This is a genomic window from Ruegeria sp. HKCCD6426 (genome assembly GCF_057221115.1).
Window position 1 is genome coordinate 779,796 of the sequence record NZ_JBWVBF010000001.1, and the last position, 15,279, is coordinate 795,074.

A 15,279-nucleotide genomic window follows, 5' to 3' on the forward strand; every position below is an offset into this window, starting at 1 on the left:
AAGGGTCCATCAGGGATAGCGATTGAGAGTTTCTTGTCGCAACAGAGCTTTACCATGATTTCATATTGTGAAAACTAAAACACAAATCCTGAAACAATTAGACCGTATGATGAACGAAAACGCTTTGACCGCCTTTCTCACATTGGCTGAAACCGGTAGCTTCCAAAACGCCGCTCGTGCGATGGGTGTATCCAACGCGTCCTTGTCCCGCTATGTCGGGCAGGCTGAAGAACACACGGGACTTGTTTTGTTCCATCGCAGCCGAAACAGCAGCACGTTGACACGCGCGGGGCAGGAGTTTTTGCCAATCGCTCAGGCGCTGCGCGAAGACCTGAACCGCTATACGACCCGTGTGGCCGGTTTGCGTGAAACCGGGCCGGGTACTTTGCTGATTGGTTGCGGGCCGTTAACCACAAGAACTTTGATCCTGCCAGTCTTGCGCGCCGTACGAAGGGCAATGCCTGACCTGCGCTTCCGAATTCTGGTGAGTGCCTATGCACGTCCGCTCGACTTATTGCAGGCAGGGGAATTCGACGTGTTCCTTGGCGATCTGACCTACACACCTGAAGCCGAAGATGTCGAGATCATGGTGATGGAGAAACAACCCATCCAGTTTGTTGCTCATCGAGATCATGAGATTCACCAGCGCGGCCCGCAAACCATGGCAGGCATATTCGATTTTCCCTTTGCATCACCCCATCTCCACAAACATTGGAAAGCCGCTTTGACAAAAGCACTTGGTGGCGGTGCCGAGGCTGTCGAAAAGGTCAATGCGCAGCCGCATATCGAATGCGACGACTACAACCTTCTGACTGGACTGCTGGCAGAGCCTGAATTTATCGTTGGAGGGATGCCGGACACATTCGCAGAGCTGACCCGTGCGAAGACCGCAAAACCCGTGTCGATGAAACAGAACCTTACATGGAACATTTGTGCAGCGCGCAAGTCGCAGAACACGTCTGCCGCGGTTGAATTGGTTTGGAATGAACTTGCCAAGTATCGGGCGTGATCGGTGGCGGGAGGCACAGGGAGACCTGTAACTGAAGCATTTTCTGGCCCAAACGTAGGTCGTTTTCTTAGGCCCGGTAGAATTGCCGAAGTTCCGCTTAGGTACCGAGAGTAGCTTTTTGAATGCAATTGACCGACGGCAGCAAAGTCCCGCATCTCGGGATTTGCAAAGTCTAGTTTGGAATGTCCGGTTTGGGCTGTCAGTTCCAATTGACACAGTCTACCAGAAGTACTGGCTGCACTTCTATCGTGGATTTACCGGCCAAATACAAAGCTCAATTCTGATGGTTCTCCGCCAGAAAACGTACAAAGTGCACAGTCAGGTTCTCGCGCCGCGACTGATCTGGCCATACTGCAAAAATCCCAAGCGGGCGGAGTTGCCAGTCGGGCAGAAGTCTTACAAAGTTCCCTGATCTCAGGCCGCGTTCGGCCAGATATTGAGGCAACACAGTAACACCAAGGTTCTGTTGCGTCAGATGGTGCAACGCATCGACATTGTCGACTTGAACCTGAGCGTTACCTGCTACTTTCGCGATCTTTCCGTTTTGAGCGATGAACTCAATGGTGTCAGACCGCTGAGCATAACTGATCCAATCCCAGTTCTCTAAATCATCGGGGTGCTTTGGTTCTGGTCGAGAAGCCGCGTAATCAGCGCCAGAGACTAGAGAACGGTCAATTTCACCCAGTTTTCGAGACATCATCGAGCTGTCTTCGAGCCAACCCACTCGAATATTCAAGTCAAACCCGTCATCGATAAGATCCACTGGATGATCGGTAAATGAAAGAGACAACGCCACATGCGGGTGCTGTCTTGCAAACTCACCCATTGTGGTCAAAAGCTCTGACGACGACATGAAAGCCGGTACAGAGACCCGAAGCGCACCAACAGGTTCAAGCGACAGCGCGTTCAACTCATTCAAACCGGTTTCTGCGCTTCGGATCATGTCGACCACACGGGCATAGAACACTCGGCCTTCATTGGTCAGCGCGATCTTGCGTGTTGTGCGATAGAGTAACGTAGCGCCCAGAAAGTTCTCAAGTTCCGTTACCGTTTCGCTGATGCGTGACGGCGCCAGGCCAATACTTTTTGCTGCCGCGCGAAACGAGCCCTCATCCACGACGCGGGCGAAGATAGCCATATGTCTAAGATGCTCAATCATTGTTCGGCCAAACAGAACTATCTTATCGGAATTTAGACAATTTTCATAACAGTGCGGCGAAAATATTTTATGTGCAAGTCAGACGGAGCAAACCGATGCAACTGCACGCGACATTTTTTACTCAACGGGGCGGACGGTATATTGCGGCCTTGTGTCACCATTTCGGTCGTAAGGTTGAAGCATGTTGCGACGAGGATACCGGCTGGGTGAAATTCCCATTTGGTCGATGTGACCTCAACCAAGATGCTTCGGGTCCGCACGTGTTGGTCAGTGCAAGTTCTCAGGCGAACCTAGAACGGGTGGTTCAAGTAGTCACCAATCATCTCGAACGTTTCGCATTCCGTGAAAACCCGGAATTGGAATGGATCCACACCGCGGGAACGCAGCCCGACACCACGAGTGAATTCACCCCTCATCCTTAAATTGGAGCATCACATGACGATCAAAAACCTAGCGCTTTCGGCCGCATTCGTTTCAGTTGCAGGTGGAGCAATGGCGGACGACACCGCGACCGTGCAAAAATTCTATGATTTGCTTAGCAATCCAACGTCACAAGATCACGTGGCAGCCTTTGAGGCGTCAGTCTCTGAAAATTGGGAAAGCATCGGCGACTATTCAGGGTCCAGCAAGTCCAGCGAAGCCTTCCTAGGCCAAATCGGAGGTTTCGGGAAACTGATTCCGGATCTTGAATGGTCTGTACAAGCCATGCATCAGGCCGGGGATTTCGTGACCGTCCGCAGCCGCGCCACCGGTACGCCTGTTGGACCAATGTTTGGTGTCGACGGTGAGGGCCGGAGCTTCGACATCATGACAATCGATATCCACGAATTGAACGACGGCAAGATCATTCGCTCTTACCACGTCGAAGACTGGGCGGGTGCGCTGCAACAACTCGCGGGTCGATAGTCTGACAATCAATTGAGCTCCGGTTCTGAGCAATTGGACAGGACGTCTTGAAGGGAAAATGGACATGGAACGTAGAAATGCTTTGAAGGTTCTGGGGCTCTCTGCTTTGGCAGCCACCCTGGGCAATCAGGTGAATGCCGCTGATGGTGATGCGGACACGCAGTCAAGTTTTGATACCGTGATGGCATTCATGGGCGCTATGGGTAGCGGCGACATGGAGAGCATGGCCAACCTTATGGCCGATGACATGGTATGGCACAACGAAGGTGACACTACATTGCCTTGGGTAGGCGGCGCCGAGGGAAAAGAGGCGATTTTTGAGTTTCTCAGTGTATTCTCGTCAAACTTTGAAACCACAATGTGGGAAAATACCGACGCTTTCGCGTCCGGCGACACTGTCGCGGTTTTCGGTAAGATGAACGGGAAAACGACAAAGTCCGGCAAGGACATCGGCGAGTTTTCCTTCGCGCTTCGCGCCAAGGTTCGCGACGGGCAAGTCGTCTTGTGGCATTGGTTCGAAGACAGTTTCGCGGTCAGCCAAGCCTATCATGGATAAAGCTTGTCAAAAGGAGATTGGATCATGGAAGTTCACCGCCTGATTTGGACAGCTTCCCTTGTTTGCACCTTCGGGGCTTCCCACGCACTGGCCGACATCACGAACTTGCCAATGCGTGAGACACCAATTCCGCGGACAACGGACGGCGTCCCGCATGTTCAGATTGGCGTAAAGCCAGTCCCCGAGTTATCCGAAGCCCTCCTAGGAAAGGTGTCGGAATTGCCTGGTGTTGAGATCAGGCAAACGGTCGTGTCCTTGCCAGGAGCGTTGGGCTTTTGGATCACTGAAGATACAAAGCTGGCCCGACCGGACGTCATCGTCGGCGGTCGCGAGTTTGCCCACATACATCCCGACGGCAGCCTTCATGCGTCCCTGTCACCGGCGCTCGCTAAGATGGCAGCCGAAAAAGGATGGGCCGTCAGCCATCCCTGGGCAGATCAAAGACCAGGTTGGGGCGGCTTTGTCATGATCTTCACGCCGATGAACACGGACGAATTGGAAGTGGTTTTTGATCTGGTCCAGGCATCATACGAGTTTGTGACGGGCCTGGGCTTATCATCAAACTGAATTGACCCTCTGTCCCTACAATCTGAAGTGAAGAATCTAGCCGCGCGAATTTTCGACGGAACACTGTTATTGACACGTTCAAACTAGAACGTGGACGCTCCAACAATGAGGTTCTCAGTGCTTAGGCAAGTATTAAACTCTCGTTACTTTGTTTGGGGTCTTATCGCGCTGCCTTCAGTTCCGATGGTTCTTGCCCTGATATCTGGTCAACCTGGAAGAGAAGGTGAACCTGTTACCGAGCTGCTCCTGCATCCGACTGGTGAATTCTCAGCCCGTTTTCTGATCGTCGCAATGATACTCACGCCGATGCGTATGCTGTTTCCGGCCTCTAGATTCTGGAAATGGATGATGAAACGACGCCGGTATTTTGGAGTGGGTGCGTTTGCCTATGCGGCGTTCCATACCGTTCTCTATCTGTTTGATATGGGTAGTGTTCGGGCCATTCTTGGAGAGGCATTGGCTCTGGGGATTTGGACCGGCTGGCTCGCTTTCTTCGTATTTATACCACTTGCAGTGACCTCCAATGACTGGTCCGTCCGAAGGTTAGGCCCGGCTTGGAAATCGCTCCAACGCTGGGTCTATGTGGCGGCAGTTGCGACGCTGCTGCACTGGATTTTCGTCCACAACAACCTTGGACCTGCACTTGTGCACTTTGTGCCCTTGGCTGGACTCGAAGCGTTCAGAATCTGGAAAAACCTCAGTCGCAGACGCGCACGCGCTGCTTAACGAAAGGACAGCAAATGAAGACGTGGATTCTGGCCATATCGATTGCACTTCCGACAACGGTTCAGGCTACTGGCATGTATCAGTGTGAGCCGGTGGAAGCTGAAAACTGGCTGACTGAAGTGCAACTGACCGAGAAGATCACTGCGGACGGTTGGACCGTGAACCGCATGAAACAGGATGGTGGTTGTTGGGAAGTTTATGGAAGCATGCCAGACGGCAAACGTGTTGAAGCTTATTTCCACCCTTCCACTGGAGAAGTGCGCCTGATCAACCAGAGAGGCACAATTCTCTATCGGGCAGAAAACTGAAGTCATTGGGCAAACCTTGGTGACCCGAGCGCTCAGATACCACCTTTTTGCTACGGGTTGGCATAATCGTTAATCTCGTACGCCTCGATTTAGATGCGTTTGCGATAAAATTTTTGGTATCGGTGAGTTTGTCCTCGGCACACTTCACAAACCTTCCTAACGTCGGCTTTGGGCTGCCTCCAGCCAATTATGCGAGAGGTAGCGACGGTCGACCACGGGTCTATTTTGCCCGATGCCGCGGCGGGCATCGAATTCCACATTGGACATTCTTTGAACTAATTCGCGTTGACTACCTTCAGCACAGAGACGCGGAGTGCATCGAGCAGTTGCACCAAGTGTTTTCTGTTTTTCGCCGTGTATTTTGCCGCCGTCGCAGTGCGTTGGATAAAGTCTGCATATTGGGCCACCGACAAATCCGCAGCCCTAAGGTCATCCGAGAAAGGCTCTAAAATTCGGGCAATAATCTCAGTGTTCCGTTGAGCACCTGCTTCAAGCTCCTCCTGCGAAGAAGCGGTTACGCCCGCAATGATGTCTTCGGCATTCGGCGAGGATTGAAGGACATCGTAGTGCTCAATCACTGTGTGCTGGAAGATCACATCCAATTGCGCACTGAGTCCCGTTGCATTCATTAGCCCGGCCTCAATGTCTACGACAACCTTGTCCGCCATTGATCGGATCGTGGCCTGTAAAACTGCGTCTTTATTGGCGAATGCCTTGTAGAGCGTCTGTCGCGATAACCCTGCTTCTTCCGCAATATCGTTCATGCTTGTCCGCTTAACCCCAAAACGAAGAAAGAGACGGACTGCTGCGTCGAGGATGTGGGCGTCGCGATTTTTCATAAAGGGCATATTGACATTACGTGGATGACTGTCAATATTTACAATCAGTCATCAAATGTAAACTTTGTGGAGCCATTCATGACCACCATTTCCCAAAAAATTGCCATTGTCACCGGAGCCAACAATGGCATCGGATTTGAAACAACAATCGGCATGGCCCAGGCCGGGATCCATGTAGTGATGGCCTGCCGCAATCTCGAAAAAGCAAAAACCGCTCGGGACGACGTGCTGGCACGCGTGCCGTCAGCATCGCTTGATGTGATGCCGCTAAACCTGGGCGATTTTGCCTCCGTCAGAAGCTTTGCCGAGGCGTTCCGCGCGCGCTATGCGAAGCTCGACGTGCTTATCAACAATGCGGGCATCCTGCTTTACACCGCTGAGACGAATGGTGAGGGGATCGAACTGCAATTCGCGACCAATCACCTCGGTCATTTTCTTTTGACGGCGCTGCTGATCGACCTTGTGCCTGACGATCCGGCATCCCGGATCGTCGCGCTTTCAAGCCTCGGGCACAAGGGTGCCACCATCCAGTTTGATGATCTGACCTGTGGCCAGGATGGCGGCATTGCTTATGGTCAGTCGAAACTCGCGAACCTTTTGTTTGGGGACGAGCTAAACCGTCGCCTACGGGCTTCTGGGCGTAGGCAAAAAGCACTGTCCGTCCATCCCGGCGGTTCTGAGTCCGGTCTGTTCCATAACGTTGCCTCGGATCAGCTCGCGCAGATGAAGGCACAAGTTGAACAATTCCTACATTCTCCAGAAGAAGCCGCGAAACCCACCCTGTACGCCGCCCTGTCCACGGATGTTCAAGGAGGCGATTACTACGGCCCCACCGGCCCCCAGGAAATGAGCGGGGAGGTCGGCGTGGCCACCCGCGATCCGATAACCGCGAATATCGAGATTGCTATCCGGCTATGGACCCTGTCCGAAGAGCTTACCGGCCAATCCTTCAAAATCTGACCCCGCCATCCATTCCAGAAGCGACAGTGCAGACCTCCCAAAAGGAAAGATCATGCAAGATTTCGAAAGCAAGACCGTTGTCATCACCGGCTCCGCCTCGGGGATTGGAAAAGAACTCGCCCTCCAGATGGGGCAGGAAGGCGCAAAGGTCGTCATCTGCGGTCGCCGATTGGACCGCGTTCAGGAGGCAGTGGTTGAACTGAAAGCCAATGGGATCAACGCGGCGGGAACAGCCTGTGATGTCGCGGAACGCGACCAAGTAGAAGCGTTGGCAGACTTTGCAGAGGCTGAGTTTGGTCCAGTTGATGTGCTCATCAACAACGCTGGCATTGGCCAGGACCCCACGCCGCTGATCGACATGGATCTGGATCTGTTCCGGCGTATCTATGAGATCAACATATTCGGAACGCTCAATGGAATTCAGGTCTTTGGGCGCAGAATGCTCGACCGCGGAACACCCTGCGCGATCTATAACCTCGGCTCCGAAAACAGTGTCTTCACGGCCGTACCTTCCTCACATGCCTATGTCTCGTCCAAGCATGCCCTTTTAGCCATCACGGAACTTCTGGCCGAAGAGACGCCGGACTTCATGGATGTGGCCCTGATCATGCCCGGATTGGTGGTTTCCGAGATGAGCCAAGGCCTCGGCATGCCGACGGACCAGTTTGTGAGGCGAGTGCTTAATCAGCTAAAAGCCGGTGAATTTTTCGCGGTCAGCCATGCCTACAACAGGGTTCGCATTGATGACCGCTATGGAAAACTCGCGCGCGCCTATGACACCTACGCCCCGCGATACGAAGGCGACATCGAATACGATATCCGCAATTTTCTAGAGAGGTCGGCGGCCGGGGCTTAGGCCCTGCCAGGTAATCTCCCAAGTCACATCAATCATTTGGGAGCCGAGTCTCCGGGACGGTAGATCATGCAAAAAACACTTTCACGCATCTTCAGTTTGTTGTTGATCCTCGCTGCCCTGATCATGCTCAGCTGGGGTCTCTTAGGCTTTCTGGAGTACTTCGCAGGATTTGCCCCGCTGATGCCCCTACAAAACGAGACATTCCCAATTGGCATGCAGACCCTTCATTGGGTTTTGATCACTGTGTCGGGGGCCACGTTCCTTGCCGGTTACACTTTGCGTTGGCGCTACACGCCCATCGCAATGCTTGTGATGTTCACAGCACTTGGCACGATGTGCGCGGTCCAAACCTTCGACATGCTGCAAAACCCAGATCGCTACCGCAACTTCGTGGTGGAGTGCATCAACTACACTCTCATTTCTATCTACCTCTTCCGGTCGCAGCGCATGCGCGACCGGTTCGGGCGGATCACCGTTGAGACGGCGCTCCGCGCCGCGCCTCTAGAGGCTTGAACCGATCAAAAAAGGGAAGATCATGGAAACTGGTAGAACTGAGAAGGTCAGCTTCTCTCATCATAAAATCCACACCGACATCATCATCAACACGGCGCCCGAAGCCGTTTGGGCGGTTCTGACCGATACTGCCAACTACAGCTCCTGGGCTGCGTTCCTTGTGGGAATCGAGGGCCAGATCGCGGACGGTGAAAGCATCAATGTTGCCTTCCAGCTGGACCCCAACAAGGACAAGCTCACACGGATTGATCACACGATCACTGTGGTAGACGGCCACGAGTTCTACTGGGCTGAAAGAGGACCCGGCGGCATCCGCGATAACCACCATTTCAAGGTCGAGGCCGCCGCAGATGGAAAGACCCGGTTCGTGCAATCGGACGAGATCATCGGCGGCATGACTTTCCTGATGGGTGGACGGTTGGCGAAATTGTATCTGGAGGGCTACCAGGCATTTAATCGCGGCCTGAAGGCGGAAGCGGAGCGACGCGACAATGTCGGATGATCCCACCGTAAGAGCTCTCGGGCGCGTTCTGCTTACAGGGGCAACCGGCATGGTCGGGTCATCTGTTCTGGCTGCATTGCTGGAGGAGGAGAGCGTAACAGAGGTTGTTTCTCTTGGGCGGAGATATTCGGGTCGCAATCACGCCAAGCTGACCGAAGTCAGCTTTACGGATTTCGGGAACTCAGACTCATATACCCAGTATCTGACCAGTATCGACACGGTGTTTCATTGTCTGGCAACCTACTCAGCCCGCGTCAGTAGGGAGGCTTATTCCGAGATCACCGTCGATTGGCTGATCAACCTTGTACGGGCTTGTGAGGAAACAACGCCGGAAGCAACATTCTGCCTGTTCTCGGCCCAAGGTGCGCGAGCCGACGGGGGTGGCATGTCGTTTGCTTTGAAAGTCAAAGGTGAAGCTGAGACTGTTTTTTTCGCCTCCCATATCAAACGCAAATTTGCCTTTCGCCCCGGCTACATCGCCCCATCGGAACGAAGAAGATGGAAACCGGTAGACTATCTGTTTGCACCGCTTCAAAGCCTAGCTCCGTCTATCGGCGTGACATCCGATGAACTAGCACAAGCTATGGTTAGAACGGCCATCAACAACGCTAGGTCTTCCGCTCTCCTGGAAAACAGTGAAATGCGAGCTTTATTGGGGTGAATAGCGAATTTCTGGACCTTGAGCGATATCGGCCGCAGGCAAAGCGGTCATTGGTCAATTTGGAGCAACGTCCGCAATGTCTTGGTTTCAGTCTATCACACAAAGTGCGGCGAATGACCGGACAGAGCCCAAAGTGACTGATGCTGCGCAACGAATGTATGGCGGCTTGTGGCGAATAGCTGTCTTATTTGATATTGGGTCCGATCCGATTTACCGTTTGCATATGAAAGCGCTGCGCAAATTCGCGGCAGCCGAAGCAAACTTCTGATCTCTGAAACCCAATACAATACTGCGGCGCTACTCTGGTAGACCGGCCTTTAGCATAGCATCCGCCCAGAACCTGCGCAGTTCGTCAGTCTTGTAGACCATATGGCCAGTATAGGTTTGCACTGAAAATTGAGGATCGATTGAAAGAACTGCGTCTACTGCTTTCGTAGCATTTTCGGTGTCATCAAGATCAGCGTGGATCGCTGCCAAACGGATTTGGCACAACAAGGTGTCAGGCAGGCGGGTTTCCAAGTGCCGGTAAACTGTTCTTGCTTGCTCCAGCTGACCTAACCCGCGATAGGCATCCCCCAAATGGCTGAAATACCAGTCCGGGCTGTAGGGCGACAGCCGAATGGCCTTTCGCATGCTGTTCAGGCTTTCCTCAAATTCACCACAACTATTGTAAGCAATTGCCAGCATGGCATGAGAAATCGAGACGCTGGGTTGCCGTTCGATAGCTTCTTTGCAGAAGGCTTTGGCTTCATCAAAACGAGATTCGTTTGTGAAAATATACCCTTGTAGAGCATAGACATCAGCCGGGACATTTTTCATCGGTAACAATGCGTCGCAGATGGACTGGGCCTCGTCAGTTGACGCCTTCGGATCTTGATGAAACCCAAGGCGGGCACCGACTTGCAACGCCCAGCCGAGGCCCGTTCTGAATGATGAGTTCTCGGGGTCAAGCTCAACTGCTTTCCGGTAGAGCTGAATCGCGGAGAGATTCCCTTCTTTTGTAAATTTGTATTGTTCACTGATGCCACGCATCATCAAATCCCACGCCTCAAAGTCAGGCGCTTGATCAGCCCAAAGCCTGAGCTCTTGTCCGTGTGTAAGGTTGACCGCCAATGATACGGAAATTTCGCGAGTGATTTCATCTTGAACGGTAAAAATGTCTTCAATCTGACGGTCATACCGGTCGGCCCACAAATGCGACCCGGTTTGGCATTCAATAAGCTGCCCGGTGATGCGAACCCGCTGCCCCGCCTTTCGAACACTCCCTTCAAGGGCGAAACGAACACCTAATTCCCGCCCGACCTGTCTTACATCGACCGACCTTCCTTTGTAGGCAAAGGTCGAATTGCGCGCCATCACGATGAGGCCATTGATATGCGACAAGGCAGTGATGATGTCCTCGGTAATTCCGTCCGCGAAGTATTCCTGCTCTGGGTCGCCTGACATGTTTTGAAATGGCAGGACAGCGATTGACGGTTGGTCCGGCAACTCCAACTGCTCACCCGTTAGAACTTCGTAGAACTCAGGTGACAGGCGCGCCGGGTCGAGATCGATGCTGTAGGCGCCGATCCTATGCTCGATGTTTTTTAGATCTTGCTCACCCAGATATCTGAAACTGCCGGAGACCTTTCCTTTGATCTGACGGTGTACATCCTCGGAAATACAGACGCCTCCGGGTTCTGCGATTGCTTCCAATCTTGCGGCCACGTTGACGCCTTCCCCAAAAATATCTGAACCTTCGGAAATCACATCTCCCAGATGAATACCGATCCTCAATTGAATGCGTTGCGCGTGGGCAATGTCAGGTTCTCGGTCCTGCATGGCCCGTTGAATGGCAACAGCGCAATCCGCCGCGTCGACCACACTTGTGAATTCGGCCAACAGACCGTCGCCCATCAGCTTGACAATTCGCCCACTGGAATCGCGTATTTGGGGTTGAACCAATTCAGAAAGCAGAATGTTTAGACGCCGAATCGTGTTTTCTTCATTGCGCCCCATGAGGCGTGAGAAGCCGACGACATCGGCTGCCAATATCGCCGCAAGTTTCCGCTTCACTGTCAGCCCTCCGCGAAAGTTACGTTAGAGGCAATGATCGTCGAGGTCTACATCAGTACCAACGCTTAAGGTTTGCCGCTCCATCGCGTAGGTCTTTGTCAGTTTCTTAAATCGGCTACCAAGGTTCATTACATCGTGAATTCAACATTAGCGATCCAAAACCAAAGATCGCTTTGTGCGGGTTCCTGCACTCCGGAGCAGAGATGCGAATGGCAGCAAAGTCCGCATTTGGGGGTTTGCAAAGCCCACCGTGAAGGTCCGGTTTGGGCTGGTAGCGGCCTATAGCGCACATTTCAGAAAACGGTGGCACTGACCCTAGCTAGAGCTGCTTTGGGGCGAGTTTGTTCCACTCATCCGCGCTCATGCTTTTCCGCGTTAACCCATCCTCTGAGGCGAATTGAGCTGCTTTGAGTAGGAGAAAGGCCACCGTGATGGCATCTACCTCGCAGCGTTTCTCGAATTCTTCGGTAGTCTCATTGGGACCTTCTTCCGACATTGCCACTCCCCTCTGTATCTGACGCTTTCGGGCAATTGGCTAACTTTGCATAATACTTCATCGCCCTCAGAAAACCAGTTCTCGGGCGTGCGAGCGCTTCTTCAGGAGAGGCTCTAATTCTGCAAACAAGCTCGTCTTCCAGCGCGAGTAGTTTGCGATGGTGCAGAAGGACGGGAGACCGGCTCCGGTACTCTTCATTGCTCGTTTTGCTGGGTGTCATCTGACGACACATCCTGCTCTTTGTCAGACGTTGCTTCAATCTCCCGTACAGCCAACTCTGCGATTTTTCGAACCAGATACCAAACGCTGCTGCGGCGTCTGTGCCCCTTGATCCAGCCACTCACATCCTTAGCCGGGATATCGAGATGCGGTGCATCGTCTTCGAATACTCTGACTTTGTAGTCGGAGATATCAGAAAGTCCGGACATGTTTCCAGCCCGGGCTTCCGCGATTGGGGTACGGTTTACATAAACAACAACTCTTAGCATTTTCGTCCTTCCTATTTTGGTGTGTCTGCACGCTTGGGCTCTTTTGGGATCGTCTTAGTTCCACGAGTGATTTTTGCTTTTCTGATGCAGAAGGCCGCGCACGAGCCGTCTCAGAACCCGCACTGATCGGTGCCGCCCATAGGTGCCCACCAAAGCTTCAACATCGCCCAGATCCAGCCGAAAGAACTCAGGCCTCAACCCGAACTCAGCCGAGAATTCATTCACCAGGCTTTGAATGATCGCAGGCAGTTGCTCCTGCGTTGGCGGCGGGATCTCATAGATTGTGCAGCGGCTAAGAAGAGGCGCAGGAACGCCACTCAGATCATTTGCCGTCAGAATCCAACTCACATGTGAGGCATCCACGTCGGCAGCCAGGTACTTCTCTCGATATCTCCTGGCCTCAGAGGGCTCGAGCAGTGCCAAAAGTTCGCCAGTGATATCTCCGTTTCGGCTCGCGTGCGTCTTGTCGATTTCGTCGAGGATGACCACTGGGTTAAGGACCCGTGCCGTTGCCACGGCCTCCGTTACGATCCCTGCATGCGCAGAACTCCATCCGACAGAGAGGCCAAACAAATGGTTCTCCGATTTGCCGCCGACATTTGCGCTCTGCACATAAAGGCCGAGAGCTTTACAGGCTGTCTTTGCAAAAGCCGTTTTGCCAACCCCGGGCTCGCCAACCAGTAGGGTGGGTTGGATATGAAGAATGTCAGATCCGATGCTCCATCGGCACTCGATGTCATGGGCCATCCCTTTGATGACGAAGTTGCAATGAGGGAACCTTTGGGAGACCGCACGAAGCTCGTTCAACTCATTAAGTGAGGCCAGCCGGGCGAATTGATTGCTCCAGGTTGTGAGTTGCTTGATATGTTCTGGCATCTCGTTTCGGAGCGTGCGCGGCAGGTACTCAAAGTCCGCCTTGTCCAGCAGATACCGTGCAGCAGTGGCTTTCTCACTCTCTGCGCGAGAAGCTTCAATGCTCATATCGGCAGCATGACGTTCGGAGATGAGGCACATGACCTCTTTCCAGCGCTTCAGGCTCGCCATCTGTTCCACCGCGTCCTGGGCAAAGACTGTCAGAGTAGGATCGATTTCCCTCAAACGGCTAATTTCGGTCTGCCGCCAGTTCTCGGGCTCATCGCTAAATCTTGCGGTTTCTTCAGATCGTTTATTGATCACCTTCAGAAGATCTTCAGAACTGGCTCTTTCCAAAATCATTTGCTTCACGATTTTCCAGGACGCACGGGAGTTGGCTGCGCTCAAAACAGGGCGGAGGATGTCTGCCTCGTCATGGCAGAAGCCAGCCAGCGCAAAGATTTCATCTTCTTCCCAGGTTGTTCCACTCATCGGGTTACCAACCTTTCGCCACACAGGAAGGACAGCGGTGGCCGGATGCGCCCCAGGCAATTTGGCCGATATAGCCGCAGCTACGACATTGAAGCGCATCTCGCTTGGCACGCGTATTCAAACGCACCGTGGGAAAGGTCTCCATCCGCTCACTGGCCGCCTCGTGCGCGTGCCAACAGCACAGGTTGACATGCCAGGTAGCGATAACCTGAGTTGTAGAGGCGTTTCCGCACCGCTCACAGGACATCTCCGCTTCCTGCATAGCTTGCTGCAACCGCAGTTGAATGAACGTGTCTTCCTGCGTCCCATCCATGTAGATCCGAAGCGAGCCGAATTTCTGCTTGATCTGGCCGACCGAGGGATAGCTTTCCTCACGCCGGTCGCAGTGCTTCTTGATCGCTTCAAAGCACTCAGTGACAATCCGAACCCAGCCCAGATTGTCTTTCCCGAGGTGCTTCTCAACGGAGCCGCGGATGTCATCGTAATCGAAGATTTCACTCATCCGCCGGATCCCCGGTTCTAGGGGGTTGGGATTCTTGAACTGAAGCGATTTCCTCCAGCACAGCAACTAGACGATGCAGGCCTTTTTCTGTCTCTGCCGCCACCGTCGATTTGAGAGCAGAGAAGTGTTCGTCCGGTAAGTCGAACAGGCATTCAGCGACGTTTCGATGATTGATACTGTCAGGATCGAATTCGTGAAAAGGGAATACCAATCGCAGAATGGCGTCTGGAGGAAGACGGCGTCTGTCTTCTTTCCCATCGTCTGAGTACATGCGACCTGTAGCACCATGAAACAGAAGCGTTTCTTTCAGCTCACCAGTCTCGATGCGTGTTTTAATTTCCGATAGAAGCTCGTCGTTGGCGTAGAGCTTCAGGCGTCTTTTCAGGTCTTCATTTGTTTTGGGGTCTTGTGACATGGAATGCCTCCAGAGGTTGGTAGGAGGCGTCGGAATCGAACCGACTCGTGCACTCTAATCTGGAGCTATCACAGGGGTATAAGCCCCGCCCGCATACCAATGCTGCCTCCCGCGTGCTTCGCGTGGGGTATCGACTCAGGTCGATATTCGTTGGCAGTGGATGCGTGTGTATGTCATGGGGCGAAGCTGAACCAGCGTAGGTCATCGTGTCAACACGAAGTATGAAAAACGTCGTGATTCACCGCGTAGTTCCGGGAACTTTCTATCATGGGTTGTGTCAACTACTGCCTCTCGACCGTTTCAGGCACGTATATTTCCCCGTTCAAGGTGAGAATCGGCAGGTGTTTCTGATCTCACCAAGAGCGCCAGAACGTCCGGTTTCTTAATCGGCGCGAACTGGTTTGCAGTTTCCGTGTC

The 15,279-nt window shown here is 53.1% G+C and carries 19 protein-coding genes and 1 tRNA gene; 12 read left to right on the top strand and 8 right to left on the bottom strand.

The genetic code is table 11. The annotated features are described in order from the left end of the window. Positions 1-67: 67 nt before the first annotated feature. Entirely contained in the window at positions 68-1,009 is a 942-nt protein-coding gene (locus AC2TDA_RS03905; RefSeq protein WP_480846811.1) for a LysR family transcriptional regulator, read from the top strand. A gap of 274 nt (positions 1,010-1,283) precedes the next feature. Here AC2TDA_RS03905 and AC2TDA_RS03910 read toward each other — a convergent pair whose 3' ends face one another. Beyond that, complete coding sequence (locus AC2TDA_RS03910; RefSeq protein ID WP_480896846.1) at positions 1,284-2,168, bottom strand: LysR family transcriptional regulator; 885 nt, start codon at positions 2,166-2,168, stop codon at positions 1,284-1,286. A 95-nt stretch (positions 2,169-2,263) separates the two neighbouring features. Here AC2TDA_RS03910 and AC2TDA_RS03915 point away from each other — a divergent pair, with 95 nt between their 5' ends. From AC2TDA_RS03915 to AC2TDA_RS03940, 6 genes are all read left to right on the top strand, one after another. Continuing rightward, complete coding sequence (locus AC2TDA_RS03915) at positions 2,264-2,590, top strand: DUF2218 domain-containing protein (protein WP_480846814.1); 327 nt, start codon at positions 2,264-2,266, stop codon at positions 2,588-2,590. Positions 2,591-2,603: 13 nt separating this feature from the next. Continuing rightward, positions 2,604-3,074 (top strand): ester cyclase, encoded by a 471-nt coding sequence (locus AC2TDA_RS03920; RefSeq protein WP_171188037.1) that lies wholly within the window; start codon positions 2,604-2,606, stop codon positions 3,072-3,074. 64 nt (positions 3,075-3,138) lie between these two features. Further along, the gene (locus tag AC2TDA_RS03925) at positions 3,139-3,630 is read left to right on the top strand and encodes a nuclear transport factor 2 family protein (protein WP_480846816.1); all 492 of its coding nucleotides are present in this window, start codon (positions 3,139-3,141) and stop codon (positions 3,628-3,630) included. Between the two features lie 24 nt (positions 3,631-3,654). Further along, the gene (locus tag AC2TDA_RS03930; protein ID WP_480846818.1) at positions 3,655-4,197 is read left to right on the top strand and encodes a luciferase domain-containing protein; all 543 of its coding nucleotides are present in this window, start codon (positions 3,655-3,657) and stop codon (positions 4,195-4,197) included. 117 nt (positions 4,198-4,314) lie between these two features. After that, positions 4,315-4,923 (top strand): protein-methionine-sulfoxide reductase heme-binding subunit MsrQ, encoded by a 609-nt coding sequence (locus tag AC2TDA_RS03935; protein ID WP_480896847.1) that lies wholly within the window; start codon positions 4,315-4,317, stop codon positions 4,921-4,923. Positions 4,924-4,937: 14 nt separating this feature from the next. After that, positions 4,938-5,231, top strand: a complete 294-nt coding sequence (locus tag AC2TDA_RS03940; RefSeq protein ID WP_480846819.1) for a PepSY domain-containing protein — start codon at positions 4,938-4,940, stop codon at positions 5,229-5,231. 275 nt (positions 5,232-5,506) lie between these two features. Here the strand turns inward: AC2TDA_RS03940 and AC2TDA_RS03945 are convergent, their stop codons facing one another. Further along, complete coding sequence (locus AC2TDA_RS03945; RefSeq protein ID WP_480846821.1) at positions 5,507-6,079, bottom strand: TetR/AcrR family transcriptional regulator; 573 nt, start codon at positions 6,077-6,079, stop codon at positions 5,507-5,509. A 69-nt stretch (positions 6,080-6,148) separates the two neighbouring features. On the opposite strand from AC2TDA_RS03945, the gene AC2TDA_RS03950 reads away from it, so the two are divergent. The 5 genes from AC2TDA_RS03950 (at position 6,149) to AC2TDA_RS03970 (ending at position 9,562) form a co-directional block, all read left to right on the top strand. Then, the gene (locus AC2TDA_RS03950) at positions 6,149-7,030 is read left to right on the top strand and encodes an oxidoreductase (RefSeq protein ID WP_480846822.1); all 882 of its coding nucleotides are present in this window, start codon (positions 6,149-6,151) and stop codon (positions 7,028-7,030) included. Between the two features lie 52 nt (positions 7,031-7,082). After that, entirely contained in the window at positions 7,083-7,886 is an 804-nt protein-coding gene (locus AC2TDA_RS03955) for an SDR family NAD(P)-dependent oxidoreductase (protein WP_480846823.1), read from the top strand. A 66-nt stretch (positions 7,887-7,952) separates the two neighbouring features. Then, a complete protein-coding gene (locus tag AC2TDA_RS03960; RefSeq protein WP_480846824.1) occupies positions 7,953-8,399 on the top strand; it encodes a hypothetical protein in 447 nt (148 codons plus the stop codon). Positions 8,400-8,421: 22 nt separating this feature from the next. Next, complete coding sequence (locus tag AC2TDA_RS03965; RefSeq protein ID WP_480846825.1) at positions 8,422-8,901, top strand: SRPBCC domain-containing protein; 480 nt, start codon at positions 8,422-8,424, stop codon at positions 8,899-8,901. Beyond that, a complete protein-coding gene (locus AC2TDA_RS03970) occupies positions 8,891-9,562 on the top strand; it encodes an NAD-dependent epimerase/dehydratase family protein (protein WP_480846826.1) in 672 nt (223 codons plus the stop codon). The genes AC2TDA_RS03965 and AC2TDA_RS03970 overlap by 11 nt, the downstream gene beginning before the upstream one ends. Before the next feature lie 297 nt (positions 9,563-9,859). Here AC2TDA_RS03970 and AC2TDA_RS03975 read toward each other — a convergent pair whose 3' ends face one another. The 6 genes from AC2TDA_RS03975 to AC2TDA_RS04000 form a co-directional block, all read right to left on the bottom strand. Continuing rightward, entirely contained in the window at positions 9,860-11,617 is a 1,758-nt protein-coding gene (locus tag AC2TDA_RS03975) for an adenylate/guanylate cyclase domain-containing protein (RefSeq protein ID WP_480846827.1), read from the bottom strand. Positions 11,618-12,307: 690 nt separating this feature from the next. Beyond that, positions 12,308-12,601, bottom strand: a complete 294-nt coding sequence (locus tag AC2TDA_RS03980) for a hypothetical protein (protein ID WP_480846828.1) — start codon at positions 12,599-12,601, stop codon at positions 12,308-12,310. Positions 12,602-12,655: 54 nt separating this feature from the next. Continuing rightward, positions 12,656-13,945 carry an AAA family ATPase gene (locus AC2TDA_RS03985; RefSeq protein WP_480846829.1) on the bottom strand — a complete coding sequence of 430 codons (1,290 nt, stop codon included), beginning with the start codon at positions 13,943-13,945 and terminating at the stop codon, positions 12,656-12,658. A 4-nt stretch (positions 13,946-13,949) separates the two neighbouring features. Further along, a complete protein-coding gene (locus AC2TDA_RS03990) occupies positions 13,950-14,447 on the bottom strand; it encodes a hypothetical protein (RefSeq protein ID WP_480846831.1) in 498 nt (165 codons plus the stop codon). Further along, the gene (locus AC2TDA_RS03995; RefSeq protein ID WP_170795806.1) at positions 14,440-14,862 is read right to left on the bottom strand and encodes a hypothetical protein; all 423 of its coding nucleotides are present in this window, start codon (positions 14,860-14,862) and stop codon (positions 14,440-14,442) included. Before AC2TDA_RS03995 ends, AC2TDA_RS03990 begins: the two co-directional genes overlap by 8 nt. A 17-nt stretch (positions 14,863-14,879) precedes the next feature. Beyond that, positions 14,880-14,973: transfer RNA gene (locus tag AC2TDA_RS04000), tRNA-Ile, on the bottom strand. Positions 14,974-15,279: the final 306 nt, after the last annotated feature.